Origin of the sequence: Streptococcus sp. DFI.7.26 (assembly GCF_022240605.1) — a bacterium.
Taxonomy (GTDB): domain Bacteria; phylum Bacillota; class Bacilli; order Lactobacillales; family Streptococcaceae; genus Streptococcus; species Streptococcus xiaochunlingii.
Map to the genome: position 1 here is coordinate 25,831 of NZ_JAKOGN010000003.1, position 21,381 is coordinate 47,211.

General features: G+C 36.3%; 21 protein-coding genes and 1 pseudogene. 20 read left to right on the top strand and 2 right to left on the bottom strand.

Features of this window, described 5'->3' with window-relative positions; all coding sequences use genetic code 11:
• The first annotated feature begins 22 nt into the window (after positions 1 to 22).
• From L0M85_RS04730 to L0M85_RS04775, 10 genes are all read left to right on the top strand, one after another.
• Positions 23 to 1,522, top strand: a complete 1,500-nt coding sequence (locus tag L0M85_RS04730) for a hypothetical protein (protein WP_238656576.1) — start codon at positions 23 to 25, stop codon at positions 1,520 to 1,522.
• 381 nt (positions 1,523 to 1,903) lie between these two features.
• Complete coding sequence (aac(6'), locus tag L0M85_RS04735; RefSeq protein WP_003014465.1) at positions 1,904 to 2,332, top strand: aminoglycoside 6'-N-acetyltransferase; 429 nt, start codon at positions 1,904 to 1,906, stop codon at positions 2,330 to 2,332.
• Positions 2,333 to 2,379: 47 nt separating this feature from the next.
• On the top strand, positions 2,380 to 2,988 hold the full coding sequence (locus L0M85_RS04740) for a Type 1 glutamine amidotransferase-like domain-containing protein (RefSeq protein WP_238656577.1): 609 nt from the start codon (positions 2,380 to 2,382) through the stop codon (positions 2,986 to 2,988).
• 106 nt (positions 2,989 to 3,094) lie between these two features.
• Positions 3,095 to 3,973, top strand: coding sequence for a phosphotransferase (locus L0M85_RS04745; protein ID WP_238656578.1), 879 nt, complete (start codon positions 3,095 to 3,097; stop codon positions 3,971 to 3,973).
• A 131-nt stretch (positions 3,974 to 4,104) separates the two neighbouring features.
• Complete coding sequence (locus L0M85_RS04750; protein WP_238656579.1) at positions 4,105 to 4,881, top strand: alpha/beta hydrolase; 777 nt, start codon at positions 4,105 to 4,107, stop codon at positions 4,879 to 4,881.
• Positions 4,882 to 4,913: 32 nt separating this feature from the next.
• Positions 4,914 to 5,651 (top strand): DUF4336 domain-containing protein, encoded by a 738-nt coding sequence (locus L0M85_RS04755; RefSeq protein ID WP_003003604.1) that lies wholly within the window; start codon positions 4,914 to 4,916, stop codon positions 5,649 to 5,651.
• Between the two features lie 259 nt (positions 5,652 to 5,910).
• Positions 5,911 to 6,204, top strand: coding sequence for a hypothetical protein (locus L0M85_RS04760; protein WP_049474732.1), 294 nt, complete (start codon positions 5,911 to 5,913; stop codon positions 6,202 to 6,204).
• Positions 6,197 to 6,535, top strand: a complete 339-nt coding sequence (locus L0M85_RS04765; RefSeq protein ID WP_238656580.1) for a type II toxin-antitoxin system RelE/ParE family toxin — start codon at positions 6,197 to 6,199, stop codon at positions 6,533 to 6,535. Before L0M85_RS04760 ends, L0M85_RS04765 begins: the two co-directional genes overlap by 8 nt.
• Positions 6,536 to 7,059: 524 nt before the next feature.
• Positions 7,060 to 7,446 carry a hypothetical protein gene (locus L0M85_RS04770; RefSeq protein WP_238656581.1) on the top strand — a complete coding sequence of 129 codons (387 nt, stop codon included), beginning with the start codon at positions 7,060 to 7,062 and terminating at the stop codon, positions 7,444 to 7,446.
• A 36-nt stretch (positions 7,447 to 7,482) separates the two neighbouring features.
• Positions 7,483 to 8,238 carry an alpha/beta hydrolase gene (locus tag L0M85_RS04775; protein WP_238656582.1) on the top strand — a complete coding sequence of 252 codons (756 nt, stop codon included), beginning with the start codon at positions 7,483 to 7,485 and terminating at the stop codon, positions 8,236 to 8,238.
• A gap of 162 nt (positions 8,239 to 8,400) precedes the next feature.
• Here L0M85_RS04775 and L0M85_RS04780 read toward each other — a convergent pair.
• Positions 8,401 to 9,186, bottom strand: a pseudogene (locus L0M85_RS04780) (type II CAAX endopeptidase family protein).
• A 4-nt stretch (positions 9,187 to 9,190) separates the two neighbouring features.
• Positions 9,191 to 10,078 (bottom strand): helix-turn-helix transcriptional regulator, encoded by an 888-nt coding sequence (locus L0M85_RS04785; protein ID WP_238656584.1) that lies wholly within the window; start codon positions 10,076 to 10,078, stop codon positions 9,191 to 9,193.
• A 411-nt stretch (positions 10,079 to 10,489) separates the two neighbouring features.
• On the opposite strand from L0M85_RS04785, the gene L0M85_RS04790 reads away from it, so the two are divergent.
• From L0M85_RS04790 to L0M85_RS04835, 10 genes are all read left to right on the top strand, one after another.
• Entirely contained in the window at positions 10,490 to 10,690 is a 201-nt protein-coding gene (locus tag L0M85_RS04790; RefSeq protein ID WP_195487135.1) for a helix-turn-helix transcriptional regulator, read from the top strand.
• Positions 10,677 to 11,195 (top strand): DUF3278 domain-containing protein, encoded by a 519-nt coding sequence (locus tag L0M85_RS04795; protein ID WP_049487679.1) that lies wholly within the window; start codon positions 10,677 to 10,679, stop codon positions 11,193 to 11,195. Before L0M85_RS04790 ends, L0M85_RS04795 begins: the two co-directional genes overlap by 14 nt.
• An 85-nt stretch (positions 11,196 to 11,280) precedes the next feature.
• Positions 11,281 to 11,721, top strand: coding sequence for a GNAT family N-acetyltransferase (locus L0M85_RS04800; protein WP_013903449.1), 441 nt, complete (start codon positions 11,281 to 11,283; stop codon positions 11,719 to 11,721).
• Between the two features lie 186 nt (positions 11,722 to 11,907).
• On the top strand, positions 11,908 to 12,927 hold the full coding sequence (locus tag L0M85_RS04805; protein ID WP_238656585.1) for a DNA/RNA non-specific endonuclease: 1,020 nt from the start codon (positions 11,908 to 11,910) through the stop codon (positions 12,925 to 12,927).
• A gap of 119 nt (positions 12,928 to 13,046) precedes the next feature.
• The gene (locus L0M85_RS04810) at positions 13,047 to 13,223 is read left to right on the top strand and encodes a hypothetical protein (RefSeq protein ID WP_141760623.1); all 177 of its coding nucleotides are present in this window, start codon (positions 13,047 to 13,049) and stop codon (positions 13,221 to 13,223) included.
• Positions 13,223 to 13,834, top strand: coding sequence for a Fic family protein (locus tag L0M85_RS04815; RefSeq protein WP_023023568.1), 612 nt, complete (start codon positions 13,223 to 13,225; stop codon positions 13,832 to 13,834). The genes L0M85_RS04810 and L0M85_RS04815 overlap by 1 nt, the downstream gene beginning before the upstream one ends.
• A gap of 253 nt (positions 13,835 to 14,087) precedes the next feature.
• Complete coding sequence (locus tag L0M85_RS04820) at positions 14,088 to 15,836, top strand: glycoside hydrolase family 13 protein (RefSeq protein ID WP_238656586.1); 1,749 nt, start codon at positions 14,088 to 14,090, stop codon at positions 15,834 to 15,836.
• A gap of 104 nt (positions 15,837 to 15,940) precedes the next feature.
• The gene (locus L0M85_RS04825) at positions 15,941 to 16,459 is read left to right on the top strand and encodes an RDD family protein (protein ID WP_061564060.1); all 519 of its coding nucleotides are present in this window, start codon (positions 15,941 to 15,943) and stop codon (positions 16,457 to 16,459) included.
• Positions 16,460 to 16,519: 60 nt separating this feature from the next.
• Positions 16,520 to 16,963 (top strand): 8-oxo-dGTP diphosphatase, encoded by a 444-nt coding sequence (locus tag L0M85_RS04830; protein WP_061564059.1) that lies wholly within the window; start codon positions 16,520 to 16,522, stop codon positions 16,961 to 16,963.
• A 421-nt stretch (positions 16,964 to 17,384) separates the two neighbouring features.
• The gene (locus L0M85_RS04835) at positions 17,385 to 21,194 is read left to right on the top strand and encodes an FctA domain-containing protein (RefSeq protein ID WP_238656587.1); all 3,810 of its coding nucleotides are present in this window, start codon (positions 17,385 to 17,387) and stop codon (positions 21,192 to 21,194) included.
• Positions 21,195 to 21,381 lie beyond the last annotated feature (187 nt).

The window sequence follows — 21,381 nt, forward strand, 5'->3', positions numbered from 1 at the left end:
ACTACTTTAAAGGATTAATTATATGTTTGATACAACTGAGTCAGGTTATTACAATAACGGTGAATCATTTTTTATTAATGGTGGACTACATGATAAGAGTTTACATGAATTATTACCGATAATTCAACATGAGACTGTTCACCATCGAATTTTCCATACATCTTCTTTGGGTCTACTATTGATAATGTTTGAAAAAATATCCCTTACAGATTCTACTAGAGATGAAATTTTACAAGGGGTTAGTAAATATTATAAAAGAATGCAAGAGCAGCTTGCTACATATATAGAAATGTTGAGACTCCTTGAGAAATCTGGAGTGGAAGCATTTAAAAATGAAGCAATATACATGAGAGAATATAATAAAGTATATTTCAATTATTTTAAGAATCTTTCATATAAGAACAAGCATCTTGGTTATTTTCGGATTATCAATTATACAACGGAAAAAATACAATCATTGATTAATTGTCTACTATTAATTGGTAGAGATGCGTTTAATATTGATGTTACTAAATTTGGTCTAGAATCTATAACAACTCTTTCTCAGTTACAAACTGTAATGTCAGAAGGGCGTTGTTCTAGATGCAATTCTTACAATAAATGTAGTTGTGGCATAGAGCGTCGACTTGACTTCAATCCCAATAGGAGATTTAGTAAATTAATACAAACGATATCATGGGTTAATGGAGAGTTTGAGTATGATCAGAGTGTGATTGAGTGTAGCACTCTGGAAACCAATGGAATTGATGATTATATTAAAATTGTAGAGCAAAATTATCCTTCAAATTTCATGGTGCGTAACAGATTAAGTAGTTTTTATTTAAAAGAGGATAACTCAAATACCTTCGGTTTACCCGATTTAGCACATTCTTTCCCATTTTTAGAAATTAGTGGAGAGAACTATGATACTCCAGAGATAAAGTACATTGCTAATCCAGAAGAGTTATTTAGTTTAGATAATATAAAGTATATTAATGTAATTCCTTCAGGCTGTTTGTTAACGGTAAACGTCGTTTTATCGAACGGAGAAAATTATTATTGTATGTACGTTGATGACGAGTTGAATAGTGGTTTTTTACTAGTTTTACAATTGGCCTATCGCAATAATGCAATATTACAATTCCATGATTTTTATATTTTTAAATATCCTAATTGGAAAGACCTATTAGCTGCTTTACCAAACACTAGCTATATCTTAATTTCTAATTCGATTGCTGCAAGCGCTCAAAATATACAAAAATATTTTACTGGAGTCGAGTTCACGATTGTAAATATGGATGGCTATAGTATACTGGTGATGAGAAATAATACACTTTTTTTGCTTCAGCCCATTATTAGTCAACTATCAGATATAATCAAAAATACTTTCACAAATTATAATTCTAACATTTTTATTGAAAGTTTTGATAATCACAATGAAATTGTGAAGATAGGTAAGGAAATGATGCTTGGTAATATTTTGGCTAAAAAAGTGTCTAAAGTCGATCTTGAAGATAAAGTAAAAAAAAGTTTGGGTCTTTAGTATGTTTTTCGTACAACAGTATTATTTAAAACTCTATCAATCCCCTTTCGTTCTATAGTACAGGAGATTGCTATCGGCACACGTCGAGTGTGTAGCTCTGCTTGTACCAGCTGAGGTATCGGCGGAGTAGAAGTAGATGATCTGCCCATGCGACAAGGTGAGACCGAAGGTCGAGAAGGTGCCCTGGGGTATATGACTCGCAGAATGAGGAAGGAAACCGACGAAATGATACGGTAAGTCCGAACCGCTGAGTGCGTGGATCTGCTCTTCCGATCTGAGACAGCGAAAAGTAGAAGGGGATGGTATTGGTATCAATCAATGAGTAACAAAGTAACAGCATGATTCGTAACATTTGCTTGTAATTTGCGGAGGAACATCAGTATGGATGGAATAACAAAAGATTCTATAAAAACGGCTAAACTAATGAAACAATTATGGCCCCAATTAACCGATAAAGAAGCTATTGATGAAGTAAAAAGATATACGAATGGCAAAAATACTGCAATCTTTACTAAAGTTGAAGGTGACACAATTGTAGGTCTAGCACTATGTTCACTCAGATTTGATTATGTTGAAGGTTGTAAATATAGTCCTGTGGGATTCTTAGAAGGGATTATTGTCGACGAGGAATATCGTTTAAAGGATATTGCTAAAAACCTCTGTACAAAATGTGAGGAATGGGCGAAAAATAAAGGATGTAAGGAATTTGCAAGTGACTGTACTTTAACGAATACGGATTCTATAAAATTTCATCTCAATATTGGATTTCAGGAGGCAAATAGAATTATTCATTTTAAGAAGAGATTATAATTTCAGAACGTGGTCAAAATTTATGTATCTATAGAAAGTGTGAAAGATTGGACGAACAAATTTTTTTGATGGGTGGAAATCCGCCGATAAAGAACCATACGATTGTTAATAAAATTGTGTCATCAAGGAAGATCGAAAGAATTGTCATTTTTACAGTTTATCGAGAAAATTGGGAACCGTATATGAAAAAGTACACGGAAGTTTTCCAAAGCCATTTTCCTAACCTAACCACTAATTACTTACTCTTGGACACTGAGCAGATTGATTTTGATAGCTATCTAGATGCTGATGTCATCATCATCGGTGGTGGAAATACGGAAAAGTATTTAGCTACTTACGTCAATCAGCAGTTCAAAAATTATATCGATCGTATGCTGAATAAAGGGGCGAAAGTTATGGGATATTCTGCAGGAGCCCTATTATTAGGAGAAAAAGTCTATGTTTCACCTAATGATAATGCAGATCATCAGATAAAGATAAAAAATGGATTAGGACTCTTTAGTCAGTTTTTAATTAGTGTCCATTATGATTCCTGGAATGATAAAGCTAATAAGGATAGAGCTGAAGAACTCGTTAATGTTCCCATAATTCCACTAAATGATCATTCCTGTCTTGTATTAGATAAACTTGGAAACATTATTGAGAAAATTGACTAGATTCCATTATCTAAATCTTGATCTAGGTGACTAAAGTGTAGACGAACTGGATGGGTTACTAGTGAAAACTGCAAGAAGTGTTGGAAAGTGAATCGGAGAGTGCTTGATGAATTTTATTAGTAAGATAGGCATAAATAAAGGCTGGTCAGATGATAAAAAATATTGTGTGACAGATCAAAATCAGCAAAAATATTTCTTGCGTGTTTCTGATAAGGATAAGTTAGGTTCTAAAAAATTTGAATTTGATATGATGGAGAAGGTGGCTTCTCTTGGAGTTCCGATGTGTAAACCGATTAGCATTGAACTCTGCGATGACGAAGTACATTCTTTACACGAATGGATAGACGGGAATGATGCAAGAGAAACCATTTTAACTGTTTCGAAAGAACAACAATACACTTACGGAGTAGAAGTAGGAAGAATCCTTCGAAAAATTCATTCACTTCCTGTTACAGAAGTTCGTGAAGATTGGGAAGTCTTTTTTAATCGTAAAATTGATGACAAAATCAAAAAATATAAAGAATGCCCCGTTCAATACGAAAATGGTCAGATTTTTATTGATTTTTTAAATGCAAATCGAGAATTGTTAAAAGACAGACCTCAGGTTTTCCAACATGGAGATTATCATATAGGAAATTTCATGATTGGTGAAGATCGTAAAATTTATGTCATTGACTTTGATCGATTTGATCTTGGAGATCCTTGGGAGGAATTCAATCGTATTGTATGGTCTGCTCAAGTCTCTCCCTCTTTTGCGTCTGGTATGATAGATGGATATTTTGATCATAAGGTTCCGGATTTATTTTGGAAGCTTCTCGCTATCTATATTCTAAATAACATAGTTGGTGCTCTGTCATGGGCTGTACCTTACGGAGCTGAAGAAATATCAGTAATGCAACAACAAGCTAAGGAAATTTTAGAATGGTATGATGATATGAATCAAATCATTCCTAGTTGGTACTTGAACAAGAAGAAGACTGAATAATGTAAACGTTGGAATATCATTTTTGGAAAATATGACACGATTATTTGCCCAAATTTAAACACATCTGACTATCTTTAATATGGGTGATTTTAATCAATACAAGTTAAACTGGTATAGTAAGGAGTTTAAATATGAAATTCCATGAATTTGGTGATAAGAATTTGTCTCCTATCTTACTGATACATGGCGGTGGCAGTTCTTGGTGGAATTATCTTCGTCAAGCACGGATCTTGTCAGAAGAATACCGTGTTATTCTACCCACGCTGAATGGCCACGGTGAAGAATATCCACTCGATTATGTTTCTACGGAAGATTCTGCTTTGGAGATCCTAAACTATGTCAAAGCAAACTGTGGTGGAAAGGTGTTTGCGATCGGTGGCGTTTCACTTGGTGGTCAAATTGCCATGGAGCTTTTGACATTAGACAGCGAGATAGCTGAGAAGGCCATCATAGATGGAAGCCTCTGTATTCCTCAACCAAGATTAGCTAAAATCAGCATCTTTCTAGTATCCTTATTTGGTAAACTGATGTTCAGTAAATTCTCTTGCAAACTTCAATTAAGCATGATGAACAAACTCTATCCTAAACTCGCTTATCCAGAGGAGATAAAAGCATATTATTTGGAGGATCTGCCAAGGACGACTATCAAAACATTAGTGACCATTTACAAAACCTATATGGGGCGTTACAAGCTCAAGGACACGATTTCTGCTAGTAAGGCCCAGGTTCTGTATATCTATGGTGAAAAAGAATTGAATGGTGTGAAAGCATCGGCGAAATTATTTCAGCAGCTACATCCCAACACTATCCTGTATGAAGCAAAGGGGTATAACCATGGCTATCTATCAGCTTACCTGCCTCAAGAGTGGATTGATTTGGTGGTACCATTTTTGGAGAATAACGATTGATTATACTTTATTAATTTAGAAAGCAGAGTTTCATGGAAGTCAAAAAATATAGTCCGCTCAATTCATTAAAAAAGATAGCAGATAACCTCTGGATTGTAGATGGGGAAGAAGTACTGATGAATTTCAAACTCTTCAAAGTGCCTTTTTCAACTAGAATGACAGTTATCCGTCTGCAGAATGGTGGTCTTTGGGTGCATTCGCCGATTAAGCCTAGTGATAATTTACTTTTTGAAATCAAGCAATTAGGTGAGGTAAAACACCTTATTGCACCCAATGTCTTACATTATAGTTATATAAATGAGTGGCACGAACTATTTCCGGAAGCAGAAGTATGGCTAGCTAGTGGTGTTCAAAAGCGTGCCAGAAAATCGGGAATGAATTTATATTATGGTCATGAACTAGAGAAAGCCAATTGGAACGAGGAAATTTGTTTTACAACATTTGAGGGAAGTTTTTACGTGAAAGAGGTTGTTTTTTTCCATACTGAAAGTTCAACTCTAATTTTAACGGATCTTATTGAAAACATAGAAACAGAAAATTTATCGATTTTTGAAAAGCTACTGTTAAAAATAGGTGATAATCACTATCCAAATGGTAAAACACCAAGAGATTTAAGAATGACCTTTTTATTTGGTAAAAAACAAGCATTGAAGAGTTATCATAAAATAAAGAAATGGGAACCTAAGAATATTATTATTTCTCATGGACCGTGTATCATTGGACAAACAAAAGAGATGTTAAACCAAGCGTTCTTTTGGCTAGAGAAATAGGAATTTACTATAAAGAAATTAATAAAATATATCTAATATAATTGACTAAAATTACTTGGAGTTGTTAAATTAAGATGTGGAATTTACTTAAATTGTTGATTCTAAGAGGTATCAGTTGACACGAGAGAAAGAATATAGATTAACTAACGGTATCTCTTAATTAGATTTAGTGAAAGAAGAATCCATTTTTCACTTGAATCCCTTCTCTTTCGTATGGTAGAATGTATATACAAATTGTATGTACAAAGGAGAGGTAGAAATGGCAAACACGAAAGCAGTGAATTTTCGAGCAGATGAGATGTTTTACCAGAAAACAAAAGAGGTACTTGCTGATGAAAAAATTTCTGTGTCAGATGTCCTAAATGCAGCACTTCGAAAAATTGCTAACGGGACTGTGGATCCAAGAGAATTTGTTTCAAGTGATTTGCAGAACACGCAGTATCAAGTGGCCTTTGAGGATTTGAAGAAGGAGATTTTAGTTGGGCACCAGGAAATTGCTCAAGGGAAAGTCACTTCTGTAGCCGATGTGAGAAAGGAATTTGGTCTTGACTAAGTTGAAACGCTATCAGGTCTTTCTTGCAGATCAGGCTAAGCAGGACTTGCGTGGCATTCACGACTATATTCTTGTGAATTTTTATAGCCAGCAAGCTGCAGATGGCAAAGTTGATTTGCTATTAAGTGCTCTTGAGACCCTAGAACTGTTTCCAGAAGCCTGTCCTCTGGTATCAAGCCGGGGGTATGGTGATATGACAAATGATGGAAAACCCTATCGTTATATGCCAATAGAGAACTATCTCGCATTTTATTATATGGAGAAGCATACAGTGTATGTTGCTCGTATCCTAAGTGCAAAGCAGGATTGGGTCAAGATTTTTTATAAGTAGGATGAGGAACTTTGTGTTGCACTTCATTTTACAACGTGGCTCTTATAAAAAAATAAGACTGAAACCAAGGTGAAAACTATATGGTTCAGTCTTTTATCCTATTTATGTAGTATAATGAAGGGAGTAGGGGTTCTCCTTTTTAATAGATTTTTTCCAAGCTGATATTAGTCATTCTATTGAGTTAAAATCTAGATTAGAGATAAGAAAGTTGAGTGAATTCGAGAGATTGTTTCTTATTTTATTTTAGAGAATTATCTTATCAGGGAACCATTTCCCTACACTTGGATGACAGGGCTTTTTTTAGGTGTGGGATCTCTCTATCTGTCCATACTTTGGGTGATCCTTTATTTTAGTGCTTTTGTCATAGAATAGGCCCAAAGGAATATCTGGCTATGGATTGTCATCGGTATAGTTGTTATGGCATCTATAGTAGCAACTCCAATAAGGAGATACTACTTTGATTTATAAGTCATTTTTAATTTTAAGTCAGTTTCTGATGGCAATTATGTAGAAAGAGGAAAAGCATGAAGCAATCACTTGAATTTTTAAAAGATAGAATCACTGATAAGATGCCTTTAGAGGATATGGTAGAAATCTTTGAAGATTTGTGTAGCGTTCCTATTGAGGATGAGATGATTTTATTTGAGACAGGGGCATATTCAGCTATATCTAATAAACCCTTGTTTCAACTATCGTTAGTAAGGCAAGCTCCAAATGAAGATGAAGAGTTTTATCAAGTTCACCTTGATATTTTCTATGAAGCTAGTCAAGATAATCAAATCTTCAGTGAAGCCATCTGGGACGAAGATATCGAGGAAAATATTTTTGATTATATTAGAGCCTCAGATGTATTTGCTTATGCTAAAAAGCAAGAATACCTAGCAGTCAATATTTATCTGGATGAAACTTAAGAAGAGTAGTAAAGGAAGGAAATCTGGTGGAAAAAAATGAACATTCTTGATCTTAATTCTAATCAGAAGGAGACGATATTATTAATCCATCCAATGTTATCTTCTGCACAAGGGATGAAATCGCTGATTGCAGATCAGATGGGACAAGAGTTTAGATATATCATTCCGGATTTATCTGCACATGGGCAATCAGCTTCGACCATTTACGAATCGGCTCTAAAGGAAAGCCAAATGATTTATGAATATTTAAAGGATCATCATATTAAAGACTTGCGTTTAGCGTTCGGTGCTTCTTTGGGTGGAGTCGTTTTACTAAAATTATTGAAATATAAGGATATCGGGTTTGGTAAGGTTGTTTTTGAGGGGGTAAGTTTATGGACAAAATCACCTTTGCTTGATGTATTTACTAGGTACCTATTGTTAAAAAAACATAGAAAAGCTATACTCAACAGAGATCTAGCTGTTCGAAAGATGGTTTCACTTTATGGAGAAAAAGGAGTGATGATGGCAGATTCTTTCATTGCTATGGATGAAGAAAGCATCAAACATATTTCCCATGATTGTGCATTTGTGGATTTGCCCAACCTTACGCCAGAGGAACAAAAAAGTTGTGTATTCTTTTATGGTTCAAAAGAATTCGACTTGATAGCTGCTAAAAAAGTTCTCCCCCAAAAGTATCCTCAAGCCAAATTTCATATTTGGCAAGGATATGGTCACTGTCGCAAGATCACTGAAAATCCTAGAGCCTACTCTATGATTCTGCGAAATGAAATATTTAGTTCGAACTGTTGATTGGGTAAGCTTGTTACTGAAACAGTAATAGAGTGAAATAGCGATAGATTAAATAATGACTAAACTAAGGAATTTGCAAGTGATTTCATTTTAAAAGTTAATTGTTGGCTTTTTTTCAGAATGGGCTTAAAATTTTGTACGATTAATGGTGGATTTTTCCCATTATAATCTCTCCACAGTTTTATTACGTATATGAATTGCAATCGGAGTGATAAGTAGGTATAGCAAGGTCAAAATGATAAAAAATCCGATATCAGCATCCAAAAATACATAAACGATATTAAAGCCAAAATGCATGAAAATAGAATAAATCAGGTTATTATATTTTTCCAAAATAATATTCATACAAATAGTAATAGATGTAATCACAACTATATTAGCAATAATATAAGGAACGGCCCGCTAGTCCGTAAATTTTGAATCTACAACCCACAGAAGTGTATGCCAGAAACACCAGACTAGGCCTTGGTAAATAGAGGATTTTAAAAAATGATATTTTTTATTAAATTCTTCTCTCATATAACCACGCCACCCTAATTCTTCACCAGTCGGACCTGATGTAAATGATAAGAATATACTTAGTGGCAATGATACGGTTCCTAGATTGATGTAGGAGAACATTGTTTTTTGGGTCATAAGTGAGTAGAGGAAGAGTGATAAAATACTGAGCCCAAATGTAAGACCAAATGAAGATAGAAGTGGGAGTAACGACACTTTAGCAGAGAAACACCTCTTAAGGAAAGTTGTTCTTTTCTCATCAGTCCTGAAATACTTCCATCCAAATAAAAGAAGGTATGATGGAGACCAAGCGACAATATTTCGTACAATCCACATGATAACAGGTGGAACCTTAAATATTAAACTTGCAGGAGCTGCTACAAAAATAATGAGTGCCCAAACAAGTACATAAGAACTGATGATGTATCTTTTTAAATAATTTACATTCATTTAGTTACCCTCTTTCTTCAGCTGTATAGATAACTAGTTCACTCTTAATACCATTCAATTCAATTATATTATCTGCATCGGGTGAATCGAAAGGTTCAGTTTTTTGCCCATTTTTTTCATAATAAATATTTGTCCCAATCCCTTTGGTAACAGCAGTGAATAGGCTGTTTTCAGGAATACGAATTCTGGACGTTGCTGAAATCTGGTTAATGTCAATTTCACCGTTTAATGAATGACATAATACTTCCATATCAAGATTACAGTTTATTTTTACTTTACCTGAAATATCTTCTAGGGTAATACGAGATGTTTTAAGGTCAAGTTCGATATTGTCACATTCTAGGGAGTGAATTTCTACAGACTCTGCACGAACCGCGCATTCAATGTGACTAATATAGCGAGTTGGGATTTGCACAAAGATACTGACCGTTTCTTTAGCCGTTGCCTCTGTTACACCATTGTAACGTTTTACATCTAGGTCAATTCTTTTTCTACTATCATCAATTTTTACTTTAAAATCATTTTGAAGTGTAGAAAGAAGATTGGATACCAGACGAACTCGAATCTTTTCTCCCTTGTATCCGGACAATACAAACTTTTCTGCGCCTCCAAATTTCATATCATAGCTCTTGATCTTATCGATATCATACTCTGTGATACTCTCAAAAAGATATTTGCTTGTCTTAAGACTAGTTCTTTCATTACAGATTAGCTCATCGATAGAGATGTTAAATAGGTTTGAGATGGAAATCATATTTTCGATATCTGGAATACCAGCACCAGTTTCCCACTTTGTTACAGCCTGTCTTGATACACCGATTTTTTCAGCTAAAAGTTCTTGTGACATCCCTACTTGTTTACGTATGGATTTTAATTTTTCAGCAAATGTCATGTTGTATGACCTCCTCTATATTTTATGATGTAGTTTGTCATAAAGTAGCAATATGACTGATTTTAGTATAGAATAAACGATGATTACAGCACAAGCAAGTAGAGGTTGCATTCTCATTATTTTTGCTACTTTGCGTGGCATTTATCGTTTTAACGTTGATTTTTAGCATTATTTTAGTTATTTTACCATACATTAAAATAATAGAATTAAAAATAATATTTTGAAATCTGAACTGCACCCCAAAAGTTAGACAGAAAAAAATCTAACTTTTGGGGTGCAGTTCAATTTTTTTTTTAAAATTGAGAAAATATTTTTAGAAAACGATGTCAAATATAGTTGACATTAAACAACTAATATTGTAAAATAAATGTATCAAATATATTTGACACATTTGTGATTAGGAGGTGCCAAGTGAACCGGGTGAAAAAATACAGAGTCAATCTTGGTCTTTCTCAATTGGCTTTGGCAAAAAGTATTGGAGTTTCCAGGCAAACGATTAATATGATTGAGAATGGGAAGTATAACCCTTCTTTAGATCTCTGTATCAATCTGGCAAAAGAGCTTGGGACGGATTTGAATTCTTTATTTTGGAGGATCGATGATGATGAATAAAAACTGGCAATTGAAATGTGTTAAAGCCTTCTACGATATTACAGGTGAGCTTGACGAATACAAGGAAAAAGAATTGAGTACCTTTGGAAACAACATGTACATGCTCTTTATGTCGGGGATTATCCTTGGATTCCTGCTCAGTTTCATGTTCACTACAGATTGTGTCGGTGTGATCACGTTTTTAGTATTTTGCTACTCTCTGTACCAACAAGAGCAGGTGATTCATCGTTTGGAACTCGATATCTATGAGGTTTCAGAAGATGAAGTAGGAGAGGCGAAGAAAAAAATGCTAAAAAGAACTTTCCTTCAAACTTTGATTGTGATGGGACTGGCTATTTTTGTTGCTATCGGTCTTTGGAGAACAGGATTGCTACAAGAAAATAAGATAAGCTTTGAAATGTATTTCACTTTTATTTTCCCTCTTGTCATTGGGCTGATTACCATTATTAGTTTCTTGAGTAGTTTCATTGCAAATAGAAGAAAAATCAAGGTGATTCGGGAGTAGATCCATCAGAGATAAGACTGGATATTTATATTAAGATTAAGCTAAAAGTAAATGGAACCCATTATGATGAAAGAAATGAGTAAGTATGAATAGAATAGTAGACGATCAGATAGTACTTATTCCCTATTATAGGAATGATGAGATCTCCCTTCTTTGGTATCAAGATAGTGAGGTTTGCAAACAAGTGGATAATACTGATCAGATTTACGATGTAACAAAACTTCATAAAATGTATGATTACCTATCTTCACATGGTTCTTGCTATTATATCCAATATGAGGGAGTGTTAGTTGGAGATGTGACACTTCAAGATAATTCAGAGCTTTCTATAGTGATAAGCAAAGAGTATCAGAATTTACATATCGGAAGACGATGTGTTTCTGAAATGATACAGTTGGCCAAAGAGAAAGAAATGGTTAAGGTTACTGCTCAAATTTATCCTTTTAATACTCAAAGTCAAAGAATGTTTTTGGCTTTGGGATTTCAGAAAGTAGATGAAGAGTGGTATGAATATAAGTTGATTTAGAATAGTTGTGTATCATTTTATGTATTAAAATAATAGTCAATATTTTATACACTAAAAAATATTAAAGTAAAAATAAACTTATTGAAAAATCTAATTGACATAGGAGAAGAAATTGCCTATCTTCTGTGTTTGTAACCGCTTTTTTCTGCTATAATATCACTAGATAGAAATGTGGGAGTTTCAATCATGATTACAAAACGGTTTTTGAAAAATGTTATTGTTGCGATAGTCTCGGTTTTTATGTTCTTGGTCGTTGTTCAAGGGGCCCAAGCTCAGCAAACTGGACTCGATTACCAGAGTCTTCATCTACTGCCTTTTAATGGCAATAAGCAGCTAGTACTGGGGGATTTTGATCATTTGGGTCGTGCAACCTCCGCTCATATTCAGCTGCAGGACAAGGATGAGCCAAAGAAAAAAAGAGAACCACGTCTCAGCTATAATCCGGTTGGCTGGCACAATTATAAGATTGCTTATGGAAATAAAGGAAAGAAGGCCTGGTTGTTCCATAGAGGGCATTTGATCGGCTATCAGTTTAGCGGTCTGACCAATGAAGGGAAAAATCTGGTTCCTCTAACTGCCTGGACCAATACGGGGAATTATAAAGGGACAGCAGATAGCAATGTGGAGGGCATGCTCTACTACGAGAAACGACTCGATAGCTGGCTATCCACCCACCCCAATTATTGGCTGGACTACAAGGTGACTCCGGTCTATACGGGGGATGAATTAATTCCTCGGCAGGTGACCTTGCAATATGTAGGAATTGATCGAGATGGCAACCTTCTACCAATCAATTTAAGTAGTCCCAAAGAGTCAGTAGATGCTTATGGGATCACCACCGTTACCTTGGACAACTACTCTAAGAATGCGACCATTGACTATCTCAAGGGGACTGCCAAGCCATCTTTAGTGCCGACAGAACCAAGTAGTCAACCTCAACCTGCTAGTCCTTCTGTAGAGACGCAACCAAGTCAAGCCCCTCAACCGAGTCAAGCAGTAGAGCCAGTTCAGCCAGTCCAACCTGTCGAGCCTGCAGCACCAATTCCTCAACTAGCTCCAGTTGTTTATGTGGCCAGAAATGGGAGTGCGGATGTTTATTGGTATTCTAAAGATAGCATGCCACGAAATACCAACTTTGCGAAAGTAGTTGAAATGTCAGAAGAGCAAGCGCTAAGTCTTGGAAAGCGGCATACAAGTAAGGAATGAGTATAAGTTATTATGATAATGAGAAAGCCCAATCGCTGGGCTCTTTGTGTAGGGTAAGTACTAAATAGGAGAACTAAAATGATTGAAAATATGCTATAATAATAGGACGGAGGTAGAATATGACCTTAGATATAGATAAAGAAAAAATGATGATTATGGGTGTGATTTTTGACAACAAAAAGGTTTTTAAGAGCGTCTGGTTTGCTCTGAGCACCAATATGATTGAAGGATGGCATCCCACGGTAGAAGACGTGGAGCGACTGAGAGAAGAGGCAGTTGCATTAGGAGTTGGATAATGGTCAGAAAAATATATGATGGGTATGATTATATAGACCCTGATAATTTATACACCTATCCCCATTCATCTGTTCTCATAAATAAATTTAATGAGAAAAATGATAATAAAGCACGAGAATTAGAATATCGTTTAGTAGCAAGCCAAAGTTTAAAACTGTTTATTAATCCAATTGAAGTAAATACTGTTTCAGATATTTTAAAGATTCATAAGTTTCTTTTTGAAGGAATGTATACTTGGGCAGGTCAATACCGTCAAGTAAATATCTCTAAAAGTGGAAATGCTTTTATGCCAGTTCAGTCTTTTGATATGGCAGAAAAATTTTTAAATACCTTGCTTTCAAACTATTTACTTAACGCAAATAATAAAATTGAGATTTGTAAAAGTTTAGCTGAGATATTAGATAATCTAAATTATTTTCACCCATTTCGAGAAGGAAATGGTCGTACTCAACGAGAAGTTATCCGTTCTTTAGCTTTGATGAAAGGGTATGAATGTGAAATTTCAATTGGTTTAGATGATGATATCTATCACTTATATATGGATGGAACAGTTTATGGAGATACTAGTAAGCTCGAACAACTGTTCAATAAACTATTAACAGAAATATAGATCTGTAGTATATTTTAGTAGGAAACAGTATAAAGTGATGCTTATAAGGTAAAGTCATTGCTTCAACAAAAATCTTTAAGCCCAATTGCTGGGCTTTTTGTTTTGCAATACAATTATAAAAAGTGAGTAATCTAAAATGATCTCTCAGAATCTTGCAAACGTTTTTATAAAGTAGTATACTAGAAATAGTTTATGGAATCGTTTGCATAAATTGGTAAATGATGAAAAGAGAGTATAGTAGGAGACGAGACAGATGGAATTAACAGCGATTTATCACAGGCCTGAATCGGAGTACGCCTATCTTTATAAGGACGGCCAGCTTCACATTCGCATCCGGACCAAGAAAGAAGATATCAAACGAATTGTCTTGCACTATGGGGATCCCTTTATTTTTATAGAGGATCTTTATGAGGCAACTAAGGAAATGGACAAGGTGACGACAGACGACCTCTTTGATTATTGGCAAGTGTCGGTATCTGTCCGCCATGCCCGGATCCAGTACCTCTTTGAATTAGAGGACACAGCGGGAGAGAAGGTCTTGTACGGAGATCGGGGTGTGGCAGCCTACAACAAGGAGAACCTGGACTTCGTCATGAACGGTTTTAAGCTTCCCTTTATCCATGAGATTGATGGGTGTGCTGTTCCAGATTGGGTGGCTCATACGGTTTGGTACCAAATCTTTCCTGAGCGCTTTGCCAATGGGAATCCAGCCATTTCCCCAGAAGGTGTTCGTCCTTGGGATGCCTCTATTGCTCCTCAAGTATTGGATTTCTTTGGTGGTGATTTGCAAGGGATCATCGATCACTTGGACTATTTGCAGGATCTAGGGATTACAGGGCTCTATCTTTGCCCGATTTTTGAATCGCCGAGCAATCACAAGTACGATACCATTGATTATTTTGAAATTGATCGACATTTTGGAGATAAGGAGACCTTCCGCCAGCTAGTGAAAGAGGCCCATGCGCGTGGGATGAAGATCATGCTGGATGCCGTCTTCAACCATATTGGCTATGATTCACCCCAATGGCAGGATGTGGTCATATACGGGGAGGATTCGATTTACAAGGACTGGTTCCATATCAAAGAGTTCCCTGTCTCCTCAGAAAATCTGTGGAATAGTCGCAACTTATCTTACCATGCTTTTGCCTTTGCGGGCTTTATGCCTAAGCTCAATACGGCTAATCCTGAGGTGAAGGCCTATCTCTTGAAGGTGGCGACTTACTGGATTGAAGAGTTTGATATTGATGCTTGGCGACTGGATGTGGCCAATGAGATCGACCATCAATTCTGGCGGGATTTCCGTAAAGCGGTCTTGGCCAAGAAGCCGGATCTCTATATCCTCGGGGAAATCTGGCATTCGTCCCAACCTTGGCTCAAGGGCGATGAGTTCCATGCGGTGATGAACTATCCCCTCTCTGAAAGTATCAAGGATTATTTCCTGCGGGGGCATAAGGAGACGCAACGCTTCATTTGGGAAATCAATAGCCAGTCCATGTATTACAGGCAGCAGATTTCTGAGGTGATGTTTAACCTCTTAGACTCCCATGATACAGAGCGCATCTTGACGACGGCCAAAGGGGATCTTCAGTCTGTCAAGTCTGCTCTCACCTTCCTCTATCTGCAACGGGGTACGCCTTGTATCTATTATGGGACGGAGCTAGCCCTCATCGGCGGCCCAGACCCGGATTGCCGGCGTGTCATGCCTTGGGAGCGCGTGTCAGCTGATAATGACATGTTAAACTTTATGAAAGACTTGATACAACTACGAAAAGAAGTGGCGGGCATGATTCAACATGGTAAAGTGAGCATAGAAGAAGTAGAGCCAGATGTAGTAGCAGTAGAATGGCATCATAAAGGCCACCTTCTAAAAGCCTATTTTAACCACTCGAAGACAGACTTTGTCTTAGAAAGAGAACAAGCAAATCTGATCAGTCATGGGAGCATTTCCGATGATCGATTGATCATTCAGCCAAATGGCTTTGTTATTTATAGAGAAGATTAGTAAGTAAGAAGCATGCAGTCGAAAGATTGCGGGCTTCTTTTTATAAATAGTATCTTTATTCGTAACCTTATATTATAATTGGAGATGAGAAAGGGGAGACGGTGATGAAGATATTAGCAATCAATCCTATTTCGTTTAAAAAAAGAATGATGGAATTTCTATTCGATTATCTTTTCATTCTAGCTTATTTAGTTTTTCTATTTTTAGGTTCGATGCTTATTTACATCATCTTTTTTAATGGCGTCCCAGAGTTTACAGAAATTCAGTCGCAATGGCTTGTATTTTTAACCTCTATTTTGCCAATCACCCTCCTGTTCACATACTTGGATTATGCAAAAAATGGGAGTTTTGGGAAGGTAAAAGCAGGACTTGAACTGGTCTACCAGAAAAAAACAGTGCAAGCTAGCTTGATAAGAAACACCATTAAATTTTTACCTTGGCAACTCGGTCATATGGGCACGATTCATGGTTTCTATAGTAATTTTGATGGATTATCCATTATCCTCTCGATTTTGGCTACTCTACTCGCAATTTCCTTACTGGCAATGACGCTGTTTAGGAAAGATAAGAGGCATCTTGGAGACCTACTAGCCTGTACACAAGTGCAACTAAAAGAAGAATAGGGTAGAGATTGTTTATCCTATCCTCAAAGAAAAAGACAAACATGGTTAGGAAGTATTTGTATGAATGAGACCGTAGAGTTTACAAATCTTTGTATGGTAAGAGACGGCGATAGAGTTCTTGTTATTGATCGTAAAAAAGAGGACTGGCCAGGCATAACTTTTCCAGGTGGCCATGTCGAAGCGGGAGAATCATTTACGGAAGTAGTAATCCGTGAAGTGAAGGAAGAAACTGGCTTAAGGATTGCTTCTCCCCAGATTTGTGGAATGAAAGATTGGGTAGAAGACGGCATTCGTTATGTAGTTCTCTTTTGTAAGACAGAAAAGTTTGAAGGAGACTTAATATCCTCTGAAGAGGGGAAAGTCTGGTGGGAGGACTTGAAAGAATTGCCAAACAGAGATCTTTCATTAGATATGGAAGACATGCTTCGTATTTTCCTTGAAGAAGACCTGTCTGAATTTTTCTACTACCAAGATGGAGAAGTCTGGAAGTACGATTTAAAATGAAGACATTGGGTTATTACTTAATAATGAATTGATGAATGATAAATATCTAAGAGAAACTCAATCATACAATTGTTATCAATAAAACTAATCCTAAAGAAAATTAAATTTAAGTTCGTATTAAACCGAATTTAGGAGATAAACATTTCTAGGACAGTTTTCTTGATTCGATTTAAAACATATAGTTATACAAGAGGGATTTTTTTGGTGAAAAATCCCTCTAATTTTTTTGCTAAAATTTAAAATTTTAAGGGAAATTAAAATAGCATAAATATTTGGTATAATTTAGTTTAAAATATTGACTTTAATTGTTAAAAGTAGTACTATATCTTTGAATTATTTTAAATAATTCAACGTATTTAAGAAACGGTGTTGGTTTTTTAAATATGATTATTAAAAAAGTGTAGGAAGAAGGAAATATTTAATGGTGAAAAAGTTTAAGATTAAGCCGTTTTTAATATTTTTTGTCTCGATTCTGACCATCTTGGGAACATTGTTTTCATCAAATAATGTTGCTTTTGCAGATGGGAAGGAATTGACAGGTGTAGTAACTGACATCAGTGTCCTCAATATGTCGGATTCAAAATTGGAACCGAATAGTGACGGTACTTATCAGATTATTACTAATCGTTCAAATCAGTTCTTCGTTCAATTTGACCTGAAAAAATATGATGGTAAATTGGCTAATGGCGATTACTTTGATGTTGATATTCCAACTCCAGTAACCGTCTATAACGGAACAACTGAATTGTACGATAAGGAAACAAAAGTAAATATCGGTACAGTAGTTGTGACTGCTAATGGTGATAACCAAGGCGGTAAGGCTCGTGTTACTTTGAAAAACCTAGATGAGTTCCAAGCCAAAACTGGTGGAGACATCGTCAAGGGTGTAAAAGGAAATTATGCAATTACTTTCCTATTTAAGAGTGACCAAACAGCAACACCGCTCACCTTTGAAAATAAAGGTGTTGGGAAGACCATCACACATACCTTTACATCTAAGACAGTTGATAGCAAACAAGAAGGTTTCGAAAACTATGCTAAGGTTGGTAACGATGTTGTAAGTAAAGAATGGACTTCAGATAAGTTAGCAGCTATCGGTTCAGTAGGTAAAGGAGATGTATACTCTCCATGGAGAATTCGTGTTAACACAGGAAGACAAGACTATGGTAAGAACTTAGTTTTGAATGACTTCCTTCCAAATACATCTGAGTTTGCTCCTATTCAGTATATTCCAGAGTCATTGGTAGTTTATTCTTCTGCAACATTGAACGATGGTACTTCTCAAGTTCCGTCTGATGCTAAGAAGATGGTGGAAGGTACTGACTATACTGTAGCTTGGAATGAGAACTATACTCAGTTCAACCTTATCTTTGCAGATGGATCTAAATCGTATTGGGTAGAATACCACACCACAACACCAGGTGACGGTAGAAAAGTTCAAAACGTTATCCAGTTGACTAAAGCAGATGGAACTGCACTTACTCAACGTAGTAATCGTACAAACTTAGATTTTAAAGCTGAACGTGTATCTCTTGTAAAAGGACAAATCGAAGCTTCTACAGCCTTCAAGATTAAGATTAACAAGACAAATGCCTTCACATTGGTTCCAGTTGCAGGCGCTGTTTATACAGTGAAGTCAGAAGATGGAACTATCACTACAGAATTGACTACAAATGAAAAAGGTGTAGCAATCTCTGATGAGTTTGATCAAAAATATGTCGGTAAGACATTCATCATCAAAGAAAAGACAGCTCCTGCTGGTTATACTCTTGATGAAAAAGAATACAAGGTAACTCTTGGAGCTGAAGGTTCTAAGATCAACCTTCAAGACGAACCAATCGCAGCAGATTTCTCAATCACTGCTAAGAAAGTAATTGCTGGAAATCGTCCAGTAGCCTTAAAAGATGGTGAGTTCAAGTTTGATTTGTACAATGCAAATAACTTGACTACTCCAATTGCTTCAACAACAAACAAAGCAGATGGAAGCATCACATTTGAAGGTTTGAAAGCTAAAGGTCCTGGTACCTACAACTATGTCATCAAAGAAAATACTGAAACAAAAGTTCCTGGTATCACATTTGATGAAAACTCATACGAAGTAACAGTCGTTGTTAAAGCTGAAGGTGGAACACTTAAAGCTGAGGTTACAACTCAGACACCTACTTTAACAAACACATATGAGCCATCACCAGCTCGTGCTACATTCAAAGCAACTAAAGAATTGGTTGGTAAAGAACTTGCTAACGAACAATTTGAGTTTGAATTGAGCGAAGGTGGTAACGTCATTGCAACGTCTTCAAATGGTAAGACAGTCAATGGTGTTGAAGCAGCAACAAATGAAGTAGTCTTCTCAGTTCTCTACACTGAAGCTGGAGACCACGAATATACAATTACAGAAAAAGCTGGTACAGCAGAAGGAGTTACATACTCTAAAGAAAGCTATACAGTTCATGTTAAAGTTGTAGATAACGGTGAAGGTAAACTAGTTGCTACTGTTACAGAAGCAGATGAAGCTCGTAAGTTTACAAACACATATAAAGCAACTCCAGCAGAAGCTGTGATCAAAGCAACTAAAGAATTAGTTGGTAAAGAACTTACTAAAGAACAATTTGAGTTTGAATTGAGCGAAGGCGGAAATGTCATCGCAACATCATCAAACGGTAAAGAAGTTGAAGGTGTTGAAGTAGCGACAAATGAAGTAGCCTTCAAACTTTCATACACTGAACCAGGTGAACACGAATATGTGTTGACAGAAAAAGCTGGATCAGTAGCAGGAGTTGAATACTCAACTGAAAGCCACACAATCCATGTCTCAGTAGCAGATAACGGCGAAGGCAAACTAGTTGCAACTGTTAAAGAAGCAGATTCAACTCGTAAGTTTACAAACAAATATAAAGTATCACCAACAGAAGCAGTTATCAAAGCAACTAAAGAATTGGTTGGTAAAGAACTTACTAAAGAACAATTCGAATTCGAATTGAGCGAAGGCGGAAATGTTATTGCAACATCATCAAACGGTAAAGAAGTTGAAGGTGTTGAAGTAGCGACAAATGAAGTAGCCTTCAAACTTTCATACACTGAACCAGGTGAGCACGAATATGTGTTGACAGAAAAAGCTGGATCAGTAGCAGGAGTTGAATACTCTAAAGAAAGTCACACAATCCATGTCTCAGTAGTAGATAATGGTGAAGGTAAACTAGTTGCTACTGTTAAAGAAGAAGATTCAACTCGTAAGTTTACAAACAAATATAAAGCAACACCGGCTGAAGCAGTCATCAAAGCAACTAAAGAATTAGTTGGTAAAGAACTTGCTAAAGAACAATTTGAGTTTGAATTGAGCGAAGGCGGAAACGTTATTGCAACCTCATCAAACGGTAAAGAAGTTGAAGGCGTTGAAGTAGCGACAAATGAAGTAGCTTTCAAACTTTCATACACTGAACCAGGTGAGCACGAATATGTGATTACAGAGAAAGCTGGTTCTGAAGAAGGTGTTACTTATTCAGAAGAAAGCTACACTGTCCATGTTTCAGTAGTAGATAATGGTGAAGGTAAGCTTGTTGCAACTGTTCAAGAAGCAGATTCTCCACGTAAGTTCACAAATACTTATGTAACTACAACTACGACAACAACTACAACAACCACGACTACAACAACTGAGGAACCTACAACTACAACAACTACAACAACTGAGGAACCTACAACCACAACAACTACAACAACTGAGGAACCTACAACAACCACAACTACAACAACAGAGGAACCTACAACAACCACAACTACAACAACTGAGGAACCTACAACAACAACAACCACCACACCAACTCCGGAAAATCCAGATAACCATGGTGAAGGTGGTGGTGAAACAACCACAACAACTACCACAACAACCGAGGAACCTACAACTACAACCACCACAACAACCGAGGAACCTACAACCACAACAACTACTACAGTAAGTGAAGATACAACTACAACAACTACAACAACTACAACAACTCCGGAAAAACCAGATAACCATGGTTCAGGTAATGGTGATGGTGGAACCACAACAACTCCAGAGAAAACAACTCCAGCACCAGGAAACCCTGGCGGTAACGGTGATGGTAACGGTGGCGGACGCAAAGTCCTTCTTCCAAGTACAGGTGAAGTTGCAGCAACTGGATTAATCCTTTCAGGAGCAATTGTTCTTTCAGGAGCAGTGTTGTTGAAACGTAAAATTTCAAATAACTAATATATAACTAACTATAGTGTATTAGCACATTTGATTTAACAAGAAGGTCTCAAGAATATAATTCTTGAGGCTTTTTTATGCGGATAATACTGTTGTGCTATTAATTTTTCTTTTCAGCTAAGGAAAGGTTAAAACTGTACTTTTGATTTCTTAGGTGTATAATGTACTATTAGATACAAATAGATAA